This is a genomic window from Stenotrophomonas maltophilia (assembly GCF_013464485.1).
Classification (GTDB): domain Bacteria; phylum Pseudomonadota; class Gammaproteobacteria; order Xanthomonadales; family Xanthomonadaceae; genus Stenotrophomonas; species Stenotrophomonas maltophilia_AW.
Window position 1 is genome coordinate 146,397 of record NZ_RAUX01000009.1, and the last position, 24,017, is coordinate 170,413.

A 24,017-nucleotide genomic window follows, 5' to 3' on the forward strand; every position below is an offset into this window, starting at 1 on the left:
CTCAGCCCACACATGGGCTGAGCCACGCTCCGGCGGCCGCGAAGGGAACAGCCATGTGCAGCCTGAGCAGGTCTTCCACGGTGCGGGCCCCGCCCATCTCCAGGTCGAGGATGCCGGGCTCCAGGATTGATCCCAGCAGAACACCGACCGCGATCGCATGAAGGCTGCGCGCCGCAGTGGCTGTATCAACGCCCTCACGGAGCTGGCCCAGTGCTCCTGCACGCTGGTATACAAGCTCCAGCATGCGGACCTCCGGCATCGCGCACGCCGCGAGCACGTCGTCTATGCCGCCCAGCTCATGTGATGCACCAGAACGCAGCAGAAGCTCAACCGTTCGGCGAACGCGTGGGGTGCGGCGCGTGTGATCAAAGACCCTGACCAGGTCCACAAACAGAAGCTTGAACGGGTCACTGCACTGCCGGATGGCGGCTTCCCGCAGTCCTTCGGGTGCATCTGGCCGCCCTCGCGCGGAGAGTTCACCCAGCAGGTTCTGACGGGACCCGAAGTGCCAGTAGATCGCGCCGCGCGAATGGCCGCACTCGGTGGCGATCTGCTCCAGCGTTGTGCCCGCGGGCCCATGGCGCAGCAGGCACACCAGTGCGGCATCGAGGATCCTCTCACGCGTGGCGTGTGCATCCTCCTTGGTTCTTCTAGCCATGGCACGGTTGCATCCCTGCTGTTCGGTGAGCGCGCGACCGCGCGTCCTGATCGCCCTTAGACAAGGCGATGGGACGGACCGTGGCCATAGCGCTGCACCGGGATCTGCGGCGTTTGAATGTCGATCTTCGGTTCATTGGCTGGGGCAGGGCAGGACAGTGAGCCAAGCCACAGACCATCGGCGGCGAGACGCGCAGACTTCAGCGCGGGATCGTCGGCCTCGGACGGCTCGGTGGCCAGCTTCTTCTTCATCCACTCGATCCACTGCAACGCTGGCAATTGCGCCAGGTCCAGGCGAATGATCAGGGCCGAGAGCATTGCAACGTCGTGCCGCCTGCAGCCTTCCACGACAGATTCCACGTAAGCATTTGTAAAGGCACCATACCGGAGGCCATTGGCACGCATCCTCTGCTCTACATCCAGACTGAATCCTTGGAGCCAACTGGCGAAAGTGGCATCGATGAGATCCTGTTTGCAGTAGAAGTGATGGAACATCGCGCCACGGCTGACGCCCGAGCATTCGAGAATCTCACTGACGGTCACCGAAGACCGACCATTGCGGACGATAAGCGCTGCCGTTTCGCGGATGAGTATGCCGGGCACACGCACGGACGAACTGTGGGTAGCGTTCAAGAGAGTTTTCCTCATGTAGCGGGCGACGAACGATCCGCCAGGCCGGTACGGCCTGGCGGGTTGCCGTTCGGGCCAGTCAGTGATGCGCCGCGGATGCTTCGCTTTCGGCGCTCTTCCGGGAGGGCCTGCCGATTTCAATCTCCGGGTCCCCCTTCTCGGGCTGCCATGCCCCCAGTGCCAGCTGCACCTGCACGTGGGCCATCAGCAGTCCGGCGTGTGCCGCCGCAAGCTCTCTGCGCGCCTTCTCGTGCAGCGCCTGCTGCTGCAGGCCGGCATCCTTCGGTTCGATTCCGGCGTCCACGCGGGAAGAGGCATAGGACGAAGATCTGCTGCTGAGTGCCTCGGCATTTACTGCCTGCTGCATCCTGACCTGGGAACTCGTCCACGCATGCAGGGAGTCCTCACTCTCCTTCAGCGCCGTCAGCACGGTCTGCTCGAAGGCATGCCAGTTCTGATCACTCCCGGCGCGAGCGGCTTCCTCCCTGGCCTTCTTCCGGCCAAAGCTCAGCCACTCCCACTGAAGCTCCGGGCCGGCCGAGAAGCGCTTTGCACTGGAATCGCCCAGCGAACCGAACGGTGCAAGGATGCCGCCGAAAACATTCAACGTGAGGCGCGGAAGGTGCGCGCGCTCGGCGAGTACGACGTTGCCAAGGCTTGCTCGCAGTAGTGCATCGGCCTTGGCGACGTCAGGCCGCCGCGCCAGGAGGTCGGTCGGCTGCGTAAGCGATGCAAGATCCGGTGGGGCCGGCAGTGGAGCCGGGGCCAGCAACGCCTCCCAGGCGTCATCCTGCGCGGTCGGCGAGCGGCCCGCAAGAACCGCCAATGCGGCCCTGTCCGCCTGCAGCCGGGTAGCGGTTGCCGCCACCTGCGCCACCAGCTCGGCATGTTCGGATTCGACCGCAAGCGCCTCCCTGCGATCGACCAGCCCTGCTGCATATCGGGCCTTCACACGCACAACGCGGGCCTTGCTCAGATCAACCTCCCGCTCAAGAGAGGACAGGTTGATCTGGTCCATCCTGAGCAGGAAGTAGTTCTTCGCAACCTCGGCCTGGAGCACTGCGGCAGCTGATCTCGCGTCAGCCGCCGCCGCATCGGCCTTGCGATCGGCCATGGCTGCGGCGGTGCCAATACGCCCAAACAGGTCCAGTTCCCAGGAGAACATCTGTCCGGCAGAGAGCAGCCTCTGTGAAGGGGGGCGGGGAAGATCCTGGCGATAGGGATCCGCTTCGATCTGGGCGGACTGCATGGCTTCGGCCTTGACCTGCAGCGCACCGCTCGGCAGATAGTCCTTGCGCGCTGCGCCTGCCATTGCGCGCGCTTCCACCACGGCGGCAAGCGCAGACTTCAGGTCATGATTCCCGCGCATGGCCAGGCTGACCAGCGCATCCAGGTTGGGGTCGGAGAAGTCCTTCCACCATTGCCTGTTGGGCGTCCCGGGCAGGACATCCGCGTCCAGCGCCGCCGGCGTGGGGGCCTGGCCCACATGATGCCGGGCTGCGGCGTCAGGGATCTCGGTCCTGGGGGCCACAGAGGCGCAGCCAGAAGACAGGGCCACAAGCACAGCAATCGACAGGCAGGCAACTCGATTTCCAATAGACATGATCATGCCTCCTCGGTCGGGTGAATGCGGTAGAGCGCGGCATACAGCGCTGGAATGAGACCCAGCGTGATCAGCGTTCCAAGGGCGAGGCCGCCGATCATCACGATCGACATGCTGGTCCACATGGAACCGCCAAACAGCAGCAGCGGGACAAGGCCGAGAATGCAGACCATCTTGGTCATGACGATGGGGCGCAGGCGCTTGGCCGCAGCCTCTTCAATAGCCTGGAGAGGAGGCAAGCCATCGCGCTGGCCTTCGTCGATCGCATCGATGAGCAGAATCGCGTTGTTGACGATGATGCCGGCAAGTGCGAGCAGCCCCAGTGTTCCGATGAAGGTCAGGCTGGTGCCACTCAGTTTGAGTGCCAAGGTCGCGCCGATGACTACGAACGGAATGCTCGCCAGGACGATCAGGCTCTTGCGGATGCTCTCGAACTGCCATACGAACAACAGGAACATGGCAGCAAGGCAGAGCGGGAGCAGCTTCTCGATGCCTTCGTTGGCACTCTTGCTTTCCTCGATCTCGCCACCGAGTTCAACCCGCACGCCCTGCTTGCGGAATTCGGAAAGAAGTGGCTCCACCTTGTCCGCGATCCCCTGGGCCGTCAGCTCGGAGCTCTTTGCAAGCACGGTGACCGCGCGCGTCTGGTTCACTCGCTGGATTGAAGACAGCTGCGGCGCCAACCGAAGCTTGGCCACCTGGCCCAGAGGCACGCTTCCGCTGCCATCCGCCTTCTGGATCGGGAGTGCCTCAAGCTGGCCGATATCCGTGCGCAGTACCGCCTCTCCGCGGAGGATGACCGGGAGAACGGTGTCGCCCTCACGATAACGGGAGATCGTTGCGCCGGTCAGCAGCATGTCCATGCTCTTGGCGATGTCCGCGCTGCTGATGCCTGCGGCCTGGGCCTTGGGCTGATCGACGTCCACATCAAGCTGGACAACCTGGCGTTCGGCATCGCTGGATACATCCACCATCCCCGGCGAGTCCTGCAGTGTGCGCAGCAGCTTCTCGGCGGCAATCCGATGTGCGCCGTCACTGCTGGAGATGCGGAACGTCGCTACGCCGGCATCCGAAGACCCCATCGAGAACCGCTTGGGCTCCACCCGCACATCCGGGAAGTGTGTTGCCATCACAGAACGCAGCCGCTCAATGGCCGCTTCATGCTTGACGCCCTTCGCAAGTGACAGCACGGCATACGCGCGGTGTCCTGCAGGAGTAGGGGGATTCAGTGCCAGAATGAAGCGTGGGCCACCATCGCCCATGTACAGGGCGTGGCTGGAGATCTCCGGAACGAGCTTCTCGTCCGCCAGTACCTTGCTGATCTGGTGAGCAACCGCCATCGTATTGGCCGGACTGGAATCCGGGGACAGCTCGATGGCCATCTGCAGCTGATGGCGCTCGGACGGCGGCATCAGCTCGTTGGGGACGGTGGTGAACAACCAGCCGGAGGTTGCCAGCAGTGCAACCATTACGCCGATGTAGATGGCCTTGTGCCCCAGGATCCAGCGGACCTTGCCGCGGTACCAGCCCGTCAGCCGCTCGACCGCGCGTGCGGTGCGGCTGAGTTCGGCATGGTGATGGGCAAAGTACTTGCACAGCAGCGGAATCAGGGTAACGCCGATGACCAGCGACAACAGCAGCGCGATGGCCATCACGATGCCGAGGCTGCGCAGATACTCGCCGGTTTCCGTGCTGGAGATGGCCAGCGGCATGAACGCGAGGATGATCGCCAGCGAAGAAACCAGAAGCGGCACGAACATCGTGCTGCCTGCGTGAGCGGCAGCCTGGTCCGGCGACTCACCCAGCGAGAGTCGCCGCTCCATGTCCTCGGCAACCACGATCGCGTTGTCAACGAACAGACCCAGGGCAATGATGATTGCACCCACCGAGATCATGTGCAGATCGATGTTCAGGATCTTCATGATTGCCATCGTCCCCAGCACCGTGGTCGGCACGATGGCGCTGACGATCAGGCCGGTCCTCATTCCAAGGAACAGCACGACCACCGCCATGACGATGGCCAGGGTCTCCAGGAAAACCTTGGCAACACGCAGCAGCTGGGTGGAAACAACCTCGGCCTGATCCGTGATCTGGACAAGCTGCATGCCGGCCGGCAGCGTTTCCGAAAGCCGTTCAACGTCGCCGCGCAGCAGATCGGCGAAGCTGACCACGTTGAGTCCTGGCGCCATGGAGACCGCTATCACCACGGCCGGCGTGCCATTCACGAATGCACCCGTCATCGGCGGGTCCTGGGTCACCCGTTCCACTCGCGCAAGGGCACCCAGCGGCACCGAGCCACCCTTCGGCAGCGGTATCGGCGTGCTCTTCAGCTGGGAGGGGTTGTCGGCGTCACCGCTCACGTTGAGCGTAATCTCCGAACCTCCGATCTCGACGTAGCCCGCCGGCGCAATGACATTGCGCTTGGAAACCGCATCGGCAATCACATTAGGGTTGAGCCCACGCGCAGCCAGGGAAGGCACGTCCAGGATGATCTGGACCTGCTCGTCCCTCACGCCGTGCAGCGAGACACGTTCCACCCCGGGCAGCCGGAACAGTTCATCGCGCAGGCGACGGGCTTCTGCCCGAAGCTCGCCTGCGTTATAGCCATCGCCGGTCAGGCCCATGGTCATCACCGCAACCCGACCGAATTCGTCGTCCACGACCGGGCCAATCGTTCCCTCGGGAAGCTGGCTCTGGATGTCCCCCATGCGTGAGCGCAACCGCTGCCACACGATTGGAATTTTCTCCGATTCCACGGTGGGATAGAGATCAACGTAGGTGAACGCAAAGCCTGGACGGACAGTCGTCCGGATCCGCTTGACCTCCGGCATGCCACGAATGCTCTCCTCGATCGGGCGAGCGACCAGCTGCTCGACCCGGTCCACGCCGGCGCCCGGCATGAAGCTGAGTACCGTCGCCGTGCGAATGGTGATGGGGGGCTCTTCGGTGGACGGGAAGTCCAGCGCCAGAATGAGGCCGGTGAGGACGATCGCTACGATCGCCAGCAAGGTCAGGCGGGGACGCGCCAGTGAGAATGAGGAGAGGCTCATTGTTCTGATCCCATCTTCATGTCGACAGGCTTGATTTGCGTACCCGGGCGGATGGCCTTGGCACCCGCAACCACGACGCGTTGACCGGCTGAAATCTGCCCACTCACCTCGATCCAGTCACCGTGATACTGGCCCAGATCTACTTCCGCCAGCTCGGTCGTCTTGCCATCCTTTGCCAGCCGAAGCACCTGACCCTTGCCGCCAACGGCAGACGGCAGAACAGCCCGAAATGGCACTTGAAGCCTGGCTGGGCCTGTATCTGTTCCAGTGATCCGGACTGACCAGGTCGAGCCTACGGTCGCCGCCTCTGGCACTGCGATGTATGCGGTACGCACGCCGCCTGCATCAACGCGGCCGTCGACACGGAGCACCTTGCTCGCCACGGTATCCGAGCCGCTGATCAGATTGACCACCTGCCCAACAGCCAGGGGAGCTGTGCCCGGAATTGCGACAGACAGCTCGCGGCCCGCACCATCGACCTGGATGGCGACAGCGCCCGGGCCCACGGACTGTCCAACCTCAACGTTTCGGGCAGCCACGACTCCGTCAAACGTTGCCTTCAGCGTGGCTTCCCCTTGTGACCAGCCGGCGAGCTCGTGCTGCGCGCGGGCATTGCGGACGGCCGCATTCGCAGCCGCCAGTTCGGCCTTCGCGGCGGTCATCTCCGCCGGGCTGAGCGCATCAGCCTTCTGCGCAACATCCAGTCGCTCGACGCGTCGCTGGACCTCGTCCAGTGCGGCCTGCGCGCGTGCGACGTCGCCGGCAGCGGACGCCTCCTGCGCTGCAAAGGGGACCGGATCCAGTCGAGCAAGCACCTGTCCCTTGCGTACAACGTCACCCGATTCAACAAGTACCGCGGAGACCTTTCCGGAGACCGGGAAGGACAGCTGTCCTCGCTGCGTGGCACGCACGGTGCCGATGTAAGCGCGCTGATCGCCAGCAGCCTGTCGAACGGAGGCGACATACGCGGTACGGGCTTCTGCCGTCCCGCTCTCTGGTGTATCGGAACATCCCGTCATCGCGGACAGGGCAATGGCCAGCGCGCTGAGACGAGGCACCAATGACCAGGTCATATGGGTTTTCACGTTCGATTCCTTGTATGGGTGGTCGGTTCCACAGACCAGCGCGGTGTGGTCAGGTCTGCAGGCGGCGTAAATTTAGGGGGACACCAGGACCACGAACAGGACACTTCCGGACATGCCGGGGCTCGTACAGGTCATCTGGGACAGGCGGCGCACTCAAAGCGGCCATCCGGACAAAGCAGTTCCACCTGAAGCCAGTCAGTCACTTCGACGCTGGATCATCGTCCGGACCCAACGGGAGCATTACCGGACACGCGGGGGGCCGTTTAGGCCACGCGCGGTCTCCTGCATTGAAATCAGTCCCCCACGGGATGACTATGGGGGCTGCGAAACGCCCCTTCGAAAACGTGATGGCTGCCATCTCCAAGAATCTGCCTACCTCCATGGACTGGCGTGAGCCCGGTGAGGAACTCGCGTTGGATGCGACGTCTCTGAACGCCTCCGATGATCCAGGCTCAACGCACGAATCGCAGATCGCAGAAATCGTGCCGACCGGAGCCAGGGCCATCCTTGGGCTTGTTGAAGAACGGGGTTTCTCGCCGGAAGAGCTGTGCCGCGGGCTTGGTTTTACGTACCGCGATCTCTCGATGAGAGATGTAAGGCTGTCCTACAGACAGATGCGCAAGCTGTTCATGCGCGCAGAACGATTGCTGGACGAACCTGCATTGGGCCTCGCCCTGGGAGCCCGGCAGACACCCATCTCCTGGGGTGTTCCCGGCCTGGCGATGCTCACCTGCGAGACCTATGGAGAAGCCCTGAACTACGGGCTCAGCCACCAGCAGGCAATCGGCGCCATGCTGATTCACACGATCGAGGAAGCGGGTCGTGAAATCCGGATGGAGGTCCGATTCCGGCGCTTTGATATCCAGCTGGAATCCGTTCTTGTGGAGGATGCATTCGCTGGGTTCGTCGCCGTCAGCAGGTACCTTATTGGCCCCTCGTTTGCGCCGTTACGGGTCGACTTTTCCCTACCCAAGCCCTCCGATCCGGACGTCTACCGGCGGTTCTTCCAGTGCCCGGTGCGCTTTGATGCAGGGATCAACCGCCTGACCTTCGACTCACACTGGTTGAGTGTGCGGCTGCCAGGCTTCGACCGGATCAACTCGAAGATCGTACGCGACCAGCTCGACACGCTGCTGCCAATGCGGGGCGTGCGCAATGAAATTGTCGAATCGCTGTCGAGCCACCTGCGGTGCGACATCGAGACGACCACCCGGCAGAGCGAACTCGCAAGCCTGATCAATGTAAGCGAGAGAACGCTCAGGCGCCGGCTCAATCGCCAGGATTCGAGTTATCGGGAACTCCGCGATGAGGCCCGGTATGAGCGGGCCCGCGATCTCCTGCTGAACTCAGAGTTGAGCATCGCCGAAGTTGCAGACGCGGTTGGATACTCCGACGCCCGTGCATTCCGCCGCGCATTCAAGCGTTGGGCGGGTTGCCTGCCAACCGAGTTCCGGGAATCCAGGTAGACAGCATCCACCTTGGTTCCAGCACGGCGGGTAGCCATCGGTAGAGACCGGGCCACCCAATGACGTCGGGGCTGCCGCCGGGCCGTGCTGCCGGTGGTGGTTGCGCGTCTGTAGTCCATTGCACCAGTGCGTGTGCAGTCCTCTCCAGCCACCCCTCCTTCACCTGGGTAGAACCATGAAGCGCATACGGCTGTTTGAATCGAAACTCGCGGCGAGATTCCTTGAGGTCGATCGATTGGCGCGGGAAGGCGCCACGTTGAAGAACGTGGCTGAGAACATGCGCACGATCACCATTGCGGTGACGATGCTGATCGTGGTGGGGCTGCTGATGGACGTTCCGGCGTCCGTCATTCGCGTGGCGGCCATCGCATGGGGGTGCTGGGCACTGGTCTATGCGCTGCTTGCCGCAGCACAAGCAGGACTTCTCTTTGTCCTGCTGCTTGGCGAGGTGGCCCTGTTGAAGCACATCCTCATCCGAATTGGATTTCTCAGAGGCGCCATTGCCACAGGATTCGCGGTGCTTGTCGTGATCATCATGGCAGTGTCGTGCGTGCTGTTCGATCCGAAGCACATGTTGCATTGGTGATTGCCGACACCCTGCAATCGTCGGGCCCGGCATTCCGGACCGGCCAAGGCGAGCCCCGCACATGGGGGATGTTCGACCTCGATTGATTCCGTTCCACTCAACCTGCGAAAGTCATGCACTCTGCAATTCCCTGCTGCCGTAGTCATTCATGAGGGTCGGCAGGGAATCATTACAGAAACAGCCGAATCCGCTTTAAGCCTTTGATGTGGCTCTGCTTTTGCTTCTGTACAAGATTACGCTGCTGAGGCCACGAAGTGGCCTATTAGCTCAAAAAAGCCGAAAAAATCGGTCGCGCCTGTCCACTCTTCACTCCAGCACCTTGCTGGAATAGTCCAAGGGCGCGATCTCCTTCTCCAGATCGAGGGTGTAATCGCCGAACCGGTTGATGTGGCTGGTCCGGTACGGTGACAGACCGGCCAGGATGTCCGGCGACAGTTCGATCCCCTCCTTCCGTAGCTCGGCCAGTGTCCGGGTCATGCCCTCCACGTTGTGCAGGATGACCATGTTGGCCACCAGTTGACTGTACTTCACGATCTTGCGTTGCTCGTGCAGGACGTTCTCCGCGATCACGCCTTCCCCGCCGAAGAACACCCATTTCACGAACCCGTTGAACTCCTCGCTCTTGTTGGTGGCGGCCTGGATGGTCTTGCGGATTTCGATGTCGTCGATGTAACGCAGCAGGAACAGGGTCCGGACCGCCTTGCCCAGTTCGCGGAAGGCGAAGTACAGCTTGTTCTTCCGGCTGTAGGTGCCCAATCGACGCAGGATGGAGGACGCCGTGATCTTGCCCAGCCGGATGGAGACCACCACCCGCAGCATGTCGTGCAGGTGCGTGCCAATCAGCGCCCAGTCGATGCTCTCGCCGAACAAGGCCTGGATGTTCTGGTAGGCCTTGCCGGGTTCGGGCCGAAAGAACGTGAGGTCCTTGATGTTCCGGATTCGCGGCATCAGCTGGATACCCAGCAGGTGGGCCAAGCCGAAAACCGGATAGCTCTGCGCCTGCGTGTCACCGTGGACGACTTCCGGCTGGATGTCGGAGGTGTTGGCCAAGAGGCCGTCCAGGATGTAGATGGCCTCGTGCACGCCGCACGGAATGAAGTGGCTGAACAGCGCCACGTACTTGTCCGACACATGGTAGTAGCCGATGCCGCCGTAGCCGCCGTACCGGATGTGGTACTCCGACAGCAGGTTGTCCTCATAGACGCTCCATTTGGTGCCGTCGGCCGAGGCGCTGCGGCCACTGCCCCAGAACCCCGGCAGATCGAACTTGTTGTACGTGTTGATGACCTCGTTGATCGCCCTTTCCAGCGTTCCTTCATCGACGTACTTCAGGTTCAGCCAGGCGATCTGGCGCCGGCTGAACCCCTTGACCGACCGGGCCGTCTGCGTCGGACCCAGGTTGCAGCCGTAGCAGAACAGCGTGGTGATGACCCGCCTGGGGAGGTCGTCGACTTGCGCGTCGGTTCCGGAAAAGGGCCGGAAATGACGGTGCAGCGCCAGCCACTGCGCGGTGTCGATCAGCACGTCCACGATGCTGGTGGCCGGCAACCGCTCGGTGATCAGGCGATCCACGGTAGCGATCGCGCTGGACACCTCGGGACGCCGTGCCTTGCGCAAGACCAGTCGCCCTTCGACCAGGTCCGCATGCACGTTCTCCGGGAATCGCTGGTCGACCGCGTTGGCCAGATCGGCCAGTTCGGTGCGCAGGCTGGAGACGAAGGCCTCCGCATCGGTCGGGAGGCCGGAGACCTCGCCATAGGCCTCCAGCTCCTGGCTGAAGGTGGCTTCGTCGATCAGCTGTTCGCGATAGTCGTCGAACCGTTCGCTGTGCGGAATGAACAGGTCGCCAGACTTCAACTCGTCCTTGACCTGGACCAGGACCGCCAACTCGAAATACTTGCGGTGCATCCACCCCGCCCCGAGGGCGTTGGCCTTCTTGCCGAACACATGCTGGCGCCAGGCCTTGGACAGCCACTCGAAATCCTTGTCCACGTCCAACCCGAGGGAGGCCACCTCGATCAATTCGCGGCGCTGGTTGCGCAATGCAAGTACGGCGGCGATCAGCGGCTCCATGCCCGCGTCCTGAGTGGTGGACCGGAGCGTCATCAACTCCAGGCAATTAAGCAGCAAGGGCCTGGCGGTGCCGTAGGGCTGCAGCATGAACGGCAGGTAGTTCTTGCCGGCGTAGGCCATGTGCTCGTCGCATTCGGCCAGCAGCAGCGAGATGTCGGCCCGAAGGCTGTCGCCGATGGCATCCACCCGCTGGCTGTCGGTACCGTCCAACTGGAACGCCTGGAGGACATCCTTGAGCTGGCCGATCAGGTAGTCGGCCCGCTTGGAATGCTCAAGCTGGTAGGCAATCAGTTTCTGCTGGGCCAGATTCTCCAGTTTGCGCACCTGCTTGATGAACAGTTCGGCGGCATCGTCCAGGGTCTTGGCGTACTGGGCGCGGATGAAGATCGTGGCCAGCGCATACCGCTTGTCCTCGGTCAGTTCGGCCAGCTCGCTGGCGTCCAGGGCCCGGGCCATGGTCCGGAACTGCTTGAGCTTGGGCACCGGGATGTCGATCGGCGGCAGCTTTTCGGCCAATTGCTGGAGCATGCGGATGTGCTGCAGGTAGGTGCGCACCTCCTTGTTGGTCGGGCGGCCCGGCTCGCGTTTGAGCGTATGCCAGCCGGTGTAGCGCGATCCTTCCTTGGCGGACAACAGTTCGTCGATCAGCTTGCACACATCGGGGGCAAGGGCTTGTCCGATGCTGCGGAAATAACCCTCATGCACCTGCTCGCGCGCACGAATGGCCGCCAGTTCCAGCGTTCGGAAGCCAGGGAGTTCGTAGCGGTGGTGCACCAGTTCTTCGAGCAGGACATTCACGATGTCGGGAATGACATGCTTGGTCTGTGCCGCCGCGATCGCGACGGTGTCGAGCCAGGCCGTTCCATCCTTGCCCAGCGGACGCACGCCGAGAAACTGTCGCAGCAGCGTGACGTGGCGTTGCTTGCCGCCGGAGGTGTCGTAGGATTCCAGTCGGCCCAGCTTCAGGGCGCGACGCAGGCCGGCCGCTTGGGCGATGTGCTGCCGGATGCGTTCCGGCACCTCGGTCAATTGCGTGAAATAGCCCAGACGCTGGAATAGCTTCAGGTGGATCAGCACCGCCAGTTGGGTCGTGGGCTGGGTGGTGATGTCCCGCACGAAGGAAAGTTCAGCCGGGGTCGGCGTGTAGATCTCCTCCAGCTCCTTGGCGGTGGGATCGGGCTTCAGTCGCGGATAGGCGGTCTCTTGAACGGTGGCCATCGAATTCCTGGGGGCTCAGGTCAATCCCAGTGGCGGCCGTCGTCGCCGATCAGGGACGCTTCCAGGAAACATTGGTGGGTATCGGCCATCCGATGCAGGTCATCCAGCAAGGTGGCCAGGACTTCATCCAGATCCCGGTCCGGGTCGGGTGCCACGGCGAGGCGGTATTCGGTGCCTTCCGCGTTCAGGCGTTGGGCCTGGAACGGAGCTAGGCAGATTTCCTCGATACGCCCGCGCGCCTTGGCCACGCCGCGGCCGCTGCGGGCGAAGGGCGTCAGCAACAGGCGCAGGCTCACCGTGTAAGTCGGTGTCGGTTCGGGCGCTGGCGCCGGCAGTGCCGGCGGCGCGGGAGCTGCCACCGGTCCCGGCAGGCTGGCTTCGATGCGCTGGCGCGCGAAAGGATCGCCGCCGTCGATGTAGCGCATGGCCGAGTGCACGTCGCGCCAGCCGACGTACTCCATCAGCCCCTTCACGTCCCAACCGTTGGCGTTGGCCCAGCCGGCAAAGCCGCGGCGCAGCGAGTGGCTGCTGTACTCCTCCGCATCCGGCAAGCCAGCGGCGGTGAGCAGATGGCGCAGCAGTGGGATCAGGCTGTTGGGATGCAGCGCCTCGTCCGCGACATGGCCCCAGCGATCAACGGCGCGGAACAGCGGCCCCTCGGTCAGTCCGGCCGCGTCGATCCACTCCCAGGTCGCGGTCACCGGGCACAGCCGCGACAGCGCCGGCACCTTGTACGTGTTGCCCTGCGCCTGCCGGTCGCCCTTGCTGCGAGGCAGGAAACAGGTCATCCCCTCACCGGTGACCAGGCGCAGGTGCTCGACCTGCACACGGATCAATTCGTCGCCGCGGAAGCCGCGCCAAAAGCCAAGCAACAGCAAGGCCCGGTCGCGCTGATGGCGCAGTTCGTCCGCGCGGGCACCGCGACCTCGCGCCGCCGCGATCGCGCCCGCTAACCAGTCATCCACCTGCGCCAGCCGGGTCAGCTGCAGCGGTTCGGCCTGCTTCTCCACCGACGGATGCAGCGTCTGGATACCCTTGAGTACCTTGCGCACCAGCGGCGCCCGCGTCGGATCCACGAAGCCGTGTTCGCGATGCCAGCCCGCCAAGGCCGCAAGGCGGTGCCGCAGCGTGTTGGTGGAGAGCTGACCCGCGTGGTCGGCCAGGTAGCGGGCCACGCTGTCCGGCGTGGCTGGCAGATGCCCGCCCCATTCGACCTCGAAGTGGCGCAGCGCCGAGGCGTAGCTGCGCTGCGTGTTTTTGCGTTCGGCGGCCTCCAGGTACCGTTCCAGAGTCATGGACGACACTCCGGATCCGCACACGGAGTCGGATTGTTATCTGTGCGCCGCAGCGCCCCCAGAATGGTGCAGGTTCCGCGCTCGCCGCCGGCACACTGGGCGATCACCCGCTCCAACTCGCCGGCCATGCGGGTCAGCGCCTCGATCCGCTGGTGGATGTCGGCCAGATGTGCACGCGCCAGTGCATCGACGTCGCCGCACGACAGCTTCGGATCGTCGTTCAGGCGCAGCAGGCTGCGGATCTCCTCCAGGCTGAAACCCAGTTCGCGCCCGCGGCTGATGAACCGCAGCCGCTCGACATCGGCCGGCGCGTAGGCGCGGTAGCCGCTTCCGGTTCGCGTCGGCCGCGGCATCAGCCCGACACGTTCGTAGTAGCGGATGGTCTCCAGGTGGCAGCCACTGGCGGCTGCCGCTTCGCTGATCTTCACATGCTTGACTCCGTAGCTGCTACAGACTTTATCCTTCGCCGCATTCCGCTGCCACCCTGGCCGGATGGCATCTGTTCGACGAGGACCCGATGAGCGATTGCGGCTGTCACCACGAGGCAAAGAACGCGCAGGAACGGCGTGTGCTGAAGATCGCCCTGGTGCTCAATGCCGTCATGGCGGTGATCGGCGGCCTTGCCGGCTGGATCGCCCAGTCGACCGGCCTGCTGGCCGACGCCCTGGACATGCTGTCCGACGCCACCGCCTACGCGATCGGCCTGGTGGCCATTGGGCGCACCGCCCGATTCAAGGCGAACGCGGCCTGGCTCAGTGGCAGCGTGCTGCTCGTGCTCGGTATCGGCGTTCTGGTGGAGGTAGGCCGGCGCGTCGTCTATGGTGCCGAGCCGCTCAGCGGCTGGATGATCGGCACGGCCCTGCTGTCGCTGGTGGTCAACGTCACCGTGTTGCGTCTGCTCGCTCCGCTGAAGGCCGGTGAAGTCCACCTGCGCGCCACGTGGTTGTTCACCCGTGCGGATGTCGTGGCCAACATCGGCGTCATCCTGGCCGGCGTATTGGTCCTCTGGCTGGCCACTCCGTACCCGGACTACGTCATCGGCACCTTGATTGGCTTGTACGTGATCAAGGAAGCCATCGAGATTCTCGGCGATGCCCACCGGGCCCGCGCCGCATCGAAGCCGCCCGCCGCATGACCTTGCACCGCGCCCGGTTCGCCCCCCATCGCTGGCTGATGCTGGCGATCCTGGCGCTGGGCTTGGTGGTGCAACCCATCCTGGGCTCGGTCAGCGAATTGCACGAACTGACCCATGACGTGGCCGGCACGCATGGCAGCGAGGAAACCCTGACCGCCGGTGAAGACGACACGGCCGGCGCCTTGCACGTGGTGCATCACTTCGCCCATTGCTGCGGCCACGCGGTGCCGACGGCCGCTGCGCCCGTGGTCTTCTCCCAAATCAGCCACATCGAACCCACGAGTCTGACGGCGTCGCGCCGTGTGCCCAGCGGGCGATGGCTCGCACCTTTCCGACCTCCGATCGCAGCCTGACGACTCGCCGGCGTTGTGCCGGGTCTCTGGCCCTTTCCGATTGGAGTGTTTCCATGTCTGTGCGACTTGCGGCGTTGGCCGCGCTGGTCGCTGTGTCCGCCATCGCATGGCCGGCGCACGCGGCTGATCGACTTTCCCTGGACGAGGCGTTTGCACGCGTCGCCCAGACCCATCCAGATCTGCGCCTCTTCGGAGCGCGGCAGGACATCCTGTCCGCCGACCTGGAGCGGGCGGCCCTACGGCCGGCGTGGGTCGCCGGCGCGAGCGTCGAGAACGCCTTCGGCACCGGCGAGGCCAGCGGCCTGGACGGCGCCGAGCTCACCCTGAGCCTGGCTTCGGTCCTGGAACGCGGCGGCAAGCTCGACGCCCGCCGTACGCTGGCACAAAGCCGCATCAATGCGCTCGCGGTCGAGCGTGAGGCACGGCGGCTCGATCTGCTGGCCGAAGTGGCACGTCGCTATCTGGCAATGGTGGCGGCGCAGCGGCAACGGGACATCGCCGAGCTTGATATCGCGCAACGGCAGCGCACCGTCGCCGGAGCGCGGCATCGCCTGCAGGCCGGCGCGTCGCCCGAATCGGTCGTGCTCACCGCGCAGGCGGCCTTGGCGCGTGCGGAATTGGACCGCGCACGAGCCGAACAACGCTTCGCCGCGACCCGACAGCACCTGGCGGCGTTATGGGGCGAGCGAGCACCGACATTCGACGTTGTAGCCGCCGATCCAACAGCGTTGCCCCAAGTCGCTTCGTTTGCCCAGCTCACCTCCACCCTGGAGCAGACACCGGAACTGGCCCAGTTCGTTGGCGAGCGCCGGATCCGTGAGGCGCGCCTGCAGCTCGCGCGTGCCGACGCCAAGGCTGACCTCGACTGGGAGGTGGGCGTGCGCCGCTTACAGGCGACCGACGACATGGCGCTGGTGGGCAGTATCTCGATGCCGTTGGGAGCGAGCCGCCGGGCGCAGCCGGAGATCCGCGCGGCCGAAGCGGAACTCACCGCACTGGAAATCGAACGCGAATCCAAAGGGTTGTCCCTGTATTCGACGTTGGCCGAAGCGCACGGGCGCTACCTCACGGCACAGCTGGAGGTGGACCGGCTGGGCACCGACGTGCTGCCCAAGCTCGCCAAAGCCGAAGCCGCGGCGGAACGCGCCTACCGCGCCGGCGCCATCAGCTACCTGGAATGGGCGCAGCTGCAGTCGGAACGCACCGCAGCCCGCAAACAGCAACTCGACGCCGCGCTGGAAGCCCAGCGCGCCCTTATCGAAATCCAGCGCCTGACCGGTGCGCCGTTCGTGGCAGCACCGGCACAGGCGACGCAGGGAGGTACCCCATGAAGTGGACACACTGGATCAGCGCACTGACGCTGGCCGTTCTGTTGAGCGCATGCGGCGGCGCGAAGCCGTCCAACGAAACCGATCACGAAGAAGGCGAAGCACACGCCGCAGAGGAAGGCCACGAGGAGGCGCCCGACCGCACCACCATCGCGGCGAAAGTCGCCCAGGACGCCGGCATTCGTGTCGCACCGGCGGCAGCCGGCATCATCGCCGACGAGCACGAAGTCCAGGGCCTGCTCACACCGGTCGAAGGCCGCGTCGCCAAGGTCATGGCGCGCTTTCCCGGTCCGATCCGTTCACTGCGTGCCAACGTGGGTGATCGCGTGCGTGCGGGGCAGCCGTTGGCCACCATCGAAAGCAACCTTAGCCTCACGACTTACACGGTCCCCGCGCCAATCTCCGGCGTCGTGCTCGCTCGTAATGCATCGATCGGCACGGTGGCCAGCGAAAGCGCGGCGCTGTACGAGATCGCGGACCTGTCGGAACTATGGGTGGACCTGCACATCTTCGGTGCGGATGCTCAGCACATCACGGCTGGCGTGCCGGTGCGGGTCACGCGCTTGAGCGACGGACTTACTGCCGAAACGACGCTCGAACGCGTGCTGCCGGGCACTGCGACCGCCAGCCAGAGCACCGTGGCGCGCGCAACGATTCGCAACCTCGATGGCCTGTGGCGTCCGGGCTCGGCGGTAAAGGCCCGCGTCACCGTGGACCAAGCGCCGGCGAAGCTGGTTGTGCCCGTCACCGCCTTGCAGACCGCCGAGGACCAGGACGTGGTCTACGTGCAGCAGGGCGACACCTACCGCGTCCGGCCAGTGAAGCTGGGCCGCCGTGATGCGGAGCGCGTGGAAGTACTGGATGGGCTCAAGGCGGGTGAGCGCGTGGTCGTGGCGCAAAGCTTCCTGGTCAAGGCGGACATCGAAAAGTCCACCGTTGAAGAAGACCACTGAGGCCCGCCATGCTCGAACGCCTCATTCGCTTCTCCATCCGCCATCGCTGGCTGATGCTGGTGCTCACCGTCGCGCTGATCGCGCTGGGCGTATGGAGCTATCGGCATCTGCCGATCGATGCCACGCCCGACATCACCAACGTACAGGTCCAGATCAATACCCAGGCGCCGGGCTACTCGCCGCTGGAAGCCGAACAACGCGTCACGTTCCCGATCGAAACGGCAATGGCCGGCCTGCCCAAGCTGGATTACACCCGTTCGCTGTCGCGTTACGGACTCTCGCAGGTCACCGTGGTCTTTGCGGACGGCACGGACCTGTACTTCGCCCGGCAACAGGTCGCCGAGCGGCTGCAGCAGATCGCCTCGCAACTGCCCGAAGGCCTGGACCCGGAGATGGGGCCGATCTCCACGGGGCTTGGCGAGATCTTCATGTACACCGTGGAGGCTGAGCCGAATGCCCGCAAGCCGGACGGAACCCCGTATACGGCCACCGACCTGCGCACCCTGCAGGACTGGGTGATCCGCCCGCAGCTGCGCAACACGCCCGGCGTCACCGAGGTCAATACCATCGGCGGCTTCGAGCGGCAGATCCACATCACGCCCGATCCGGCTCAACTGGTCGCGTTGGGGTTCACCCTGCATGACGTAGTGCAGGCGATCGCTCGCAACAACCAGAACATCGGCGCGGGCTACATCGAGCGCAACGGCCAGCAATTTCTGGTGCGCGTGCCTGGGCAACTGGCGGACCTGGAAGCGATCCGCAATATCGTGCTGGACCGGCGCGAAGGCGTGCCGATTCGGGTGCGCGATGTCGCCACGGTCGGCGAAGGCAAGGAACTGCGCACCGGCGCAGCTACGCAGAACGGTCACGAGGTCGTGGTCGGCACCGCCTTCATGCTGTTCGGCGCCAACAGCCGCGAGGTGTCCCGTGCCGCGGCCGAGAAGCTGGAGGCCGCCAATGCCAGCCTGCCGGCAGGCGTACGTGCCAAGGCGGTCTATGACCGTACCGCGCTGGTCGACCGCACCATCGGCACCGTCGCCAAGAACCTGATCGAGGGCGCGTTACTGGTAGTCCTGGTGTTGTTCCTGCTATTGGGGAATGTTCGTGCGTCGCTGATCACCGCCGCGGTGATTCCGCTGGCGATGCTGTTCACCATCATCGGCATGGTGCGCGGCGGCGTGTCGGGCAACCTGATGAGCCTGGGCGCGCTCGATTTCGGCCTGATCGTCGATGGCGCCGTGATCATCATCGAGAACTGCCTGCGCCGCTTCGGTGAAGCGCAGCACGCACTCGGCCGCGATCTCAACGACGAGGAGCGTTTCGACCTGACCGCCTCGGCGACCGCAGAAGTGATCCGGCCCAGCCTGTTCGGCTTGGGCATCATCGCCGCGGTATATCTGCCGATCTTCGCGCTCTCGGGCGTGGAAGGAAAAATGTTCCATCCGATGGCGATCACCGTGGTGCTGGCGTTGACCGGCGCGATGATGCTGTCGCTGACCTTCGTGCCAGCGGCGATTGCGACCTTCCTGCGCGGCCGTTTGGCGGAGCACGACAACTGGCTGATGCGCCGGTCGAGGGCCCGCTACACGCCATTGCTGGACTGGGCGTTGCATCACCGCGTCGCAGTGCTGGCCGGCGCCGCGCTGCTGGTGGTCGCCTGCGGACTATTGGCCACGCGTCTCGGCTCGGAGTTCGTGCCGAGCCTGGACGAAGGCGACATCACCGTGCAGCCGATGCGCATCCCAGGCACCAGTCTGGAGCAGTCGGTGGCGATGCAGGAGACGTTGGAGAAGCGTCTGGCCCAGTTCCCAGAAGTGGCCAATGTGTTCTCCAAAATCGGCACCGCCGAGGTGGCCACCGATCCGATGCCGCCGTCGATGGCCGACACCTTCCTGATGCTCAAGCCGCGCGACCAGTGGCCGGACCCGCGCAAGCCCAAGGCGGAACTGATCGAGGAACTGGAAACCGCGGCCCGCGAGATCCCGGGCAGCAACTACGAGTTCACCCAGCCGATCCAGATGCGCACCAACGAGCTCATCTCCGGCGTGCGCTCGGACGTGGCGGTAAAGGTCTACGGCGACGATCTCGGTCAGCTGGCGCGACTGGCCGCGCGGGTCGAGCGCGTGATGCGCCAAGTGCCCGGTGCAGAGGACGTGAAAGCCGAACAGGTCACGGGATTGCCACTGCTCGCCGTGACGCCGGACCCCGTCGCACTGGCGCGCTACGGCCTCAACCCGGGCGACGTGCAGGACACCGTTGCTACGGCCATTGGCGGCGAGGTCGCTGGCCAGCTGTTCGAGGGCGATCGCCGCTTCGCGCTGGTCGTGCGTTTGCCGGAGTCGCTGCGCCAGGATCCGGCGGTGTTGGCGGACTTGCCGATCCCGCTGCCCGAGAGCGCGAACGCTGACGAATCCAGCCGCGAAGCCGCCTGGCGCAGCGGCGGTCCGCGCACGGTACCGCTGCGCGAAGTGGCCGAGGTACAGATCCAGCGCGGACCGAACCAGATCAACCGCGAGAACGGCAAGCGCCGGGTGGTGATCACCGCCAACGTGCGCGAACGCGACCTGGGCGGTTTCGTCGCGGAACTGCGCACACGCATCGGTCGCGATGTGAAGCTGCCCGAGGGCTACTGGATCGACTACGGCGGCACGTTCGAGCAGTTGATCTCCGCGAGCCAGCGCCTGGCAGTGGTCGTGCCGGTCACGCTGGCGCTCATTTTCGCGTTGCTCTTCATGGCCTTCGGCTCGGCCAAGGACGCGGCGATCGTGTTCAGCGGCGTGCCACTGGCGCTGACCGGCGGCGTCATCGCACTGGCCTTGCGCGGGATTCCGTTGTCGATTTCCGCCGGCGTCGGCTTCATCGCCTTGTCCGGCGTGGCGGTGCTCAATGGTCTGGTCATGATCGCCTTCATCCGTCGCCTGCGCGAGCAAGGCGATCCGCTCGAGAACGCGGTCCGCGACGGCGCGCTGGGCCGGTTGCGGCCGGTGCTGATGACCGCGCTGGTGGCTTCGCTGGGTTTCCTGCCGATGGCCTTCAACGTCGGCGCCGGTTCGGAGGTCCAACGCCCACTGGCGACGGTGGTCATCGGCGGCATCCTATCCTCGACCGCATTGACGCTGCTGGTGCTGCCAGTCCTGTATCGCTGGGTGCACCGGGATCGCACGGTGCAGGCGCAGGTCTGACGCCCGCGAGAGAAAGCAGATGCACGAAGTCGATATCGAAGCCGTGCGCATGGCGATGTTCGCCCACTCCGGCGTGAAGGCGGTGGACTCACCGCGCCTGTATCAATCTGCGACCGGCATCGGCCTGGCCGCCACCCTTACGGTGGCGGTCCCCGATGTGGACCAGACGAACGTCCGCGACACGATCGCCACCGTCCTGCGCGAGCGGTTCGGTATCGACGAGGTGGACTTGCAGTTCCAGGACCCAGGGCCGATTCCTCACACGCTCGATATCTCGCGAGGGCTGATCGAAAAGATGTAGGCCCAGCCGACCATCGGAGGTGAATCGTCATGGGGCTCCGGATGCCAACCAACGAGCCCGAGCGCTCTTGATCGAGTGGCAGATTGTCCGACGGACCCGGTTCGTCTCCAATCGTCACTCCGAATGCGTTTCATACCGGCGACCTTGACACGCCCGTGTGTGAAACGCTATCAGGCGGGATAAACCACTATTATCCCGTCTTAATTTATCGCCTAATTCATGGCCGTCTCCAAGCCTGATTGGTATGTAATTACGTGATATGTAATACATTACGAAATCATCCGAGGGGACGGCCATGGCCCGTGGCGGGTTGTACAAGAGCGACGTGCAGAAGGCTCGCGATGCGCTGCGGGCGCAGGGCAAGCACCCGTCGGTGGACGCGGTGCGGGTGGCGCTGGGCAACACCGGCTCCAAGACCACCATCCACCGCTACCTGAAAGAGCTGGAAGAAGAGGAAGGGCAAGGCCTGGGCGCCAAGGTAGCGGTCAGCGACGCGCTACAGGATCTGGTCGGCCGGCTCGCCGGGCGCCTGCACGAAGAGGCCGAGGCCGTTGTCGCCGAGGCCCGGCAGCGCTTCGAGGCGCAGCTGCAAGAGCGCGGCCAGGCGCTGGAGCGCGCCCAGCAAGAATCGGCCGCCCTGAGTGCACAGCTCCAGCGCGCTGAAACCGCGTTGCATGAGGAAAAGACCGCGCGCGCCGCCACTCAGCAGGCGCTGGCCGAACGGATGACGGAGGTCGCGCAGCTCGGCGAACGCATCGCCGGCCTGACCACCCGCCTGGCCGAGCACGAGAGCTACGTGCAGTCGCTGGAGCAGAAGCACCAGCACGCCCGCGAGGCGCTGGAGCACTACCGGACGTCGGTCAAGGAGCAGCGCGAGCAGGAGCAGCGCCGGCATGAGCACCAGGTGCAGGAACTGCAGGTCGCGCTGCGACAGGCCAATGAGGCGTTGACCGCCAAGAACCACGAGTTGGTGCAGCTCAACCGCGACAATGGGCAGTGGCTAGAGCGCCACAGTCGGCTGGAGCGGGAGCTGGCGCAGGTCCGGCATGGCGCGGACGATCAGCGGAAGGAACTGGACGCGCTGCGGCTCACGGCTACCGAGCACCAGGCCCTGCAGACGCGCTGGGCGCAAGATACCCAGACCCTCGAAGCCGTACGGACGGAGTTGGCCAGCGCTCGCGCCGATCTAACGAAGGAGCGGGAACGTCGCGAACAGGCCGAAGCCGACGCACTGCGGGCTAGTGTGCGCCTGGACACGTTGGAGCAGTTGCTGGCGCAATTACGACCCGATCACGTGGATAGTTCGGACGCGCGAAAAAATCCGGCAACTCAATGATTCAAAAGACGAAATCAGACTCTATGGGGTATTTTTACACGTATCTCGGCTGAACCCCGTGAGCGGGTTGGTGATGTCGACGACGATCGTGCCGTCGAGCGGGCCGGCTGCGGCCAACGCGACGAGCGCCTGTTCGTAGGGGGTTGCCACCAGGACGACGTCGACATCGGCGGCGCTGCCGGCGGCCTCGACTGCGGTGACACCGGGAAGCGAGCCGGCGACGGCCTTGGACTTTTCCAGCGACGTGCTGGCGATGCGGACATCGTGGCCAGCGCGGGAGAACTGTCGGGCGAACGCCGAGCCCATGTTGCCGGCGCCGAGAATGAGGATGTTCATGGTGAGTGTCCTGTGCGTGGAACCCGTCATCGGGTAGGAGGACACTTTATTGGTGCTTTATGTGGCGATAAATAGCGATTATAGTAATTTACTGTTTACTAAATAGGAACAATGGTGTTCGACCTTCAGCAGCTCCGGAGCTTTCTGGCGATCGTCCGTGCCGGCAGCTTCGTCGGTGCGGCAGACGCCACCGGCTTGTCGAAAGCAGCCGTCTCGCGCCATCTGGCCGACCTCGAAGCGCACTTGGGGGTGCGGCTGCTGCACCGGACGACCCGCCGCCTGTCATTGAGCGACGACGGCCAGCGTTTCCACGACCGCGCCGCCGAACTGGTGGCGGCCCTGGAGGAGTTGGAGTCCGAGACGGCCTCGAGCGGTGGCGAGGCGACCGGTGAACTGCGGATCAATGCGCCGTTGACCTTCGGCAATCTGCATCTGGCACCGCTGTGGCCGCGCTTCATCGATGCCAACCCGAAGGTCTCGCTCGACATTACGCTCAACGATCGTATTGTCGATCTTGTCGAAGAGGGTTACGACGTCGCGATCCGCATCACCAACCGGTTGGATCCACAGATGGTCAGCCGGCGGTTGGCGACGACCCGCATCGTGTTGTGCGCATCGCCTGGCTACCTCGCCAAGCACGGAACCCCGACCCATCCACGCGAACTCAATGGACACCAGATTCTGGCGTACCGCTACTGGTCCGGCGGTGACAACTGGCTGTTCAAAGGCCCCGAAGGTGAAGTCAGCGTGCGGGTCAGCCCGCGCATACACACCAACAGTGGCGACACGTGTCGCGCGGCTGCGCTGGAAGACCAGGGCGTCATCCTTCAGCCCGATTTCCTTGTTGGGAGGGACTTGGAGCGCGGTGCGCTGGTAGAGCTGATGCCGGAGTATCGGTCGATCGAACTCGGCGTGCATGTCGTTTACGCCACTCGCAAGCACTTGCCAATGAAAACGAGGTGCCTGATCGATTTCCTGGTCGAAGCCTTCCGCAACCCCGCATGGTAGTCGGCGAGAATCTCGGCATTCCAGCATGCGTCCGCTCTTGGGCGGTTGTACTTTCAAGCTGTCGGCATCTATGCGCTCCTTCCTCGCGATGTCCTCGAACGTCTTCGGGTCGGAAAGGCTCTGTACGTGCAGGCCTCCTGCACGCGATGCGAAAGTTTCACGGCACGATCCGGTGCTTGGTCGCGAAGCGCAGCGAACCCGCCGACGGGTGCATCACGAAGCCGTCGTAGCTCAGCAGGTCGTTGTACGCATCACGCCCGACATCGCGGCGATCCGCGCATTGGCTCCGGGGATATGCGGGTATGCCACTCGGCGATGCGCTGTGCAAAGCCATCGCCCCATCCACAGTAGGCGTCGAAGGTATACATCACCTCAAGGTCTCGTGCGTCTTCCCGGCCTATTGATGCTACTACAACGTGTGG

The 24,017-nt window shown here is 64.4% G+C and carries 20 protein-coding genes; 10 read left to right on the forward strand and 10 right to left on the reverse strand.

Annotation, left to right across the window (positions count from 1 at the left end; genetic code table 11):
• Window position 1: 1 nt before the first annotated feature.
• The 5 genes from D7Y61_RS04270 to D7Y61_RS04290 all read right to left on the reverse strand — a co-directional run bounded on the left by D7Y61_RS04270 (window position 2) and on the right by D7Y61_RS04290 (window position 7,025).
• Complete coding sequence (locus D7Y61_RS04270) at window positions 2-658, reverse strand: TetR family transcriptional regulator (protein WP_180865242.1); 657 nt, start codon at window positions 656-658, stop codon at window positions 2-4.
• A 56-nt stretch (window positions 659-714) separates the two neighbouring features.
• Window positions 715-1,290, reverse strand: coding sequence for a TetR/AcrR family transcriptional regulator (locus D7Y61_RS04275; protein WP_258010224.1), 576 nt, complete (start codon window positions 1,288-1,290; stop codon window positions 715-717).
• Between the two features lie 76 nt (window positions 1,291-1,366).
• Complete coding sequence (locus tag D7Y61_RS04280) at window positions 1,367-2,896, reverse strand: TolC family protein (protein ID WP_258010225.1); 1,530 nt, start codon at window positions 2,894-2,896, stop codon at window positions 1,367-1,369.
• On the reverse strand, window positions 2,893-5,940 hold the full coding sequence (locus D7Y61_RS04285; protein ID WP_180865244.1) for an efflux RND transporter permease subunit: 3,048 nt from the start codon (window positions 5,938-5,940) through the stop codon (window positions 2,893-2,895). Before D7Y61_RS04285 ends, D7Y61_RS04280 begins: the two co-directional genes overlap by 4 nt.
• The gene (locus D7Y61_RS04290; protein WP_240791836.1) at window positions 5,937-7,025 is read right to left on the reverse strand and encodes an efflux RND transporter periplasmic adaptor subunit; all 1,089 of its coding nucleotides are present in this window, start codon (window positions 7,023-7,025) and stop codon (window positions 5,937-5,939) included. The genes D7Y61_RS04285 and D7Y61_RS04290 overlap by 4 nt, the downstream gene beginning before the upstream one ends.
• A 368-nt stretch (window positions 7,026-7,393) precedes the next feature.
• Here D7Y61_RS04290 and D7Y61_RS04295 point away from each other — a divergent pair, with 368 nt between their 5' ends.
• Window positions 7,394-8,491, forward strand: coding sequence for an AraC family transcriptional regulator (locus tag D7Y61_RS04295; RefSeq protein ID WP_427915752.1), 1,098 nt, complete (start codon window positions 7,394-7,396; stop codon window positions 8,489-8,491).
• 175 nt (window positions 8,492-8,666) lie between these two features.
• Entirely contained in the window at window positions 8,667-9,077 is a 411-nt protein-coding gene (locus D7Y61_RS22570) for a hypothetical protein (RefSeq protein ID WP_012511082.1), read from the forward strand.
• 306 nt (window positions 9,078-9,383) lie between these two features.
• Here the strand turns inward: D7Y61_RS22570 and D7Y61_RS04305 are convergent, their stop codons facing one another.
• Genes D7Y61_RS04305 through D7Y61_RS04315 form a run of 3 tightly spaced genes read right to left on the reverse strand, consistent with a single transcriptional unit; the run spans window position 9,384 to window position 14,091 of the window.
• Window positions 9,384-12,368, reverse strand: coding sequence for a Tn3 family transposase (locus tag D7Y61_RS04305; protein WP_019398960.1), 2,985 nt, complete (start codon window positions 12,366-12,368; stop codon window positions 9,384-9,386).
• Window positions 12,369-12,388: 20 nt separating this feature from the next.
• Window positions 12,389-13,663, reverse strand: a complete 1,275-nt coding sequence (locus D7Y61_RS04310) for a site-specific integrase (RefSeq protein WP_019398959.1) — start codon at window positions 13,661-13,663, stop codon at window positions 12,389-12,391.
• Complete coding sequence (locus D7Y61_RS04315) at window positions 13,660-14,091, reverse strand: MerR family transcriptional regulator (protein WP_125109446.1); 432 nt, start codon at window positions 14,089-14,091, stop codon at window positions 13,660-13,662. The genes D7Y61_RS04310 and D7Y61_RS04315 overlap by 4 nt, the downstream gene beginning before the upstream one ends.
• An 89-nt stretch (window positions 14,092-14,180) precedes the next feature.
• Here D7Y61_RS04315 and D7Y61_RS04320 point away from each other — a divergent pair, with 89 nt between their 5' ends.
• The 7 genes from D7Y61_RS04320 (at window position 14,181) to D7Y61_RS04350 (ending at window position 22,251) form a co-directional block, all read left to right on the forward strand.
• Window positions 14,181-14,798 carry a cation transporter gene (locus D7Y61_RS04320; protein WP_149501027.1) on the forward strand — a complete coding sequence of 206 codons (618 nt, stop codon included), beginning with the start codon at window positions 14,181-14,183 and terminating at the stop codon, window positions 14,796-14,798.
• Window positions 14,795-15,151, forward strand: coding sequence for a hypothetical protein (locus D7Y61_RS04325; RefSeq protein WP_019398956.1), 357 nt, complete (start codon window positions 14,795-14,797; stop codon window positions 15,149-15,151). The genes D7Y61_RS04320 and D7Y61_RS04325 overlap by 4 nt, the downstream gene beginning before the upstream one ends.
• Window positions 15,152-15,204: 53 nt before the next feature.
• Complete coding sequence (locus D7Y61_RS04330; protein WP_149501026.1) at window positions 15,205-16,482, forward strand: TolC family protein; 1,278 nt, start codon at window positions 15,205-15,207, stop codon at window positions 16,480-16,482.
• Window positions 16,479-17,432 carry an efflux RND transporter periplasmic adaptor subunit gene (locus D7Y61_RS04335; protein WP_019398954.1) on the forward strand — a complete coding sequence of 318 codons (954 nt, stop codon included), beginning with the start codon at window positions 16,479-16,481 and terminating at the stop codon, window positions 17,430-17,432. The genes D7Y61_RS04330 and D7Y61_RS04335 overlap by 4 nt, the downstream gene beginning before the upstream one ends.
• An 8-nt stretch (window positions 17,433-17,440) precedes the next feature.
• A complete protein-coding gene (locus D7Y61_RS04340; RefSeq protein ID WP_149501025.1) occupies window positions 17,441-20,614 on the forward strand; it encodes an efflux RND transporter permease subunit in 3,174 nt (1,057 codons plus the stop codon).
• Between the two features lie 19 nt (window positions 20,615-20,633).
• Window positions 20,634-20,915 (forward strand): hypothetical protein, encoded by a 282-nt coding sequence (locus D7Y61_RS04345; protein ID WP_019398952.1) that lies wholly within the window; start codon window positions 20,634-20,636, stop codon window positions 20,913-20,915.
• A gap of 295 nt (window positions 20,916-21,210) precedes the next feature.
• Entirely contained in the window at window positions 21,211-22,251 is a 1,041-nt protein-coding gene (locus tag D7Y61_RS04350; RefSeq protein ID WP_149501024.1) for a DNA-binding protein, read from the forward strand.
• Window positions 22,252-22,272: 21 nt separating this feature from the next.
• Here the strand turns inward: D7Y61_RS04350 and D7Y61_RS04355 are convergent, their stop codons facing one another.
• Window positions 22,273-22,617 carry an NADPH-dependent F420 reductase gene (locus D7Y61_RS04355; protein ID WP_258010231.1) on the reverse strand — a complete coding sequence of 115 codons (345 nt, stop codon included), beginning with the start codon at window positions 22,615-22,617 and terminating at the stop codon, window positions 22,273-22,275.
• Window positions 22,618-22,698: 81 nt separating this feature from the next.
• Between D7Y61_RS04355 and D7Y61_RS04360 the strand changes: the two genes are divergently transcribed.
• Complete coding sequence (locus tag D7Y61_RS04360) at window positions 22,699-23,595, forward strand: LysR family transcriptional regulator (RefSeq protein ID WP_219627793.1); 897 nt, start codon at window positions 22,699-22,701, stop codon at window positions 23,593-23,595.
• 157 nt (window positions 23,596-23,752) lie between these two features.
• Here D7Y61_RS04360 and D7Y61_RS04365 read toward each other — a convergent pair whose 3' ends face one another.
• Window positions 23,753-23,929, reverse strand: coding sequence for a hypothetical protein (locus D7Y61_RS04365; RefSeq protein WP_180865246.1), 177 nt, complete (start codon window positions 23,927-23,929; stop codon window positions 23,753-23,755).
• Window positions 23,930-24,017 lie beyond the last annotated feature (88 nt).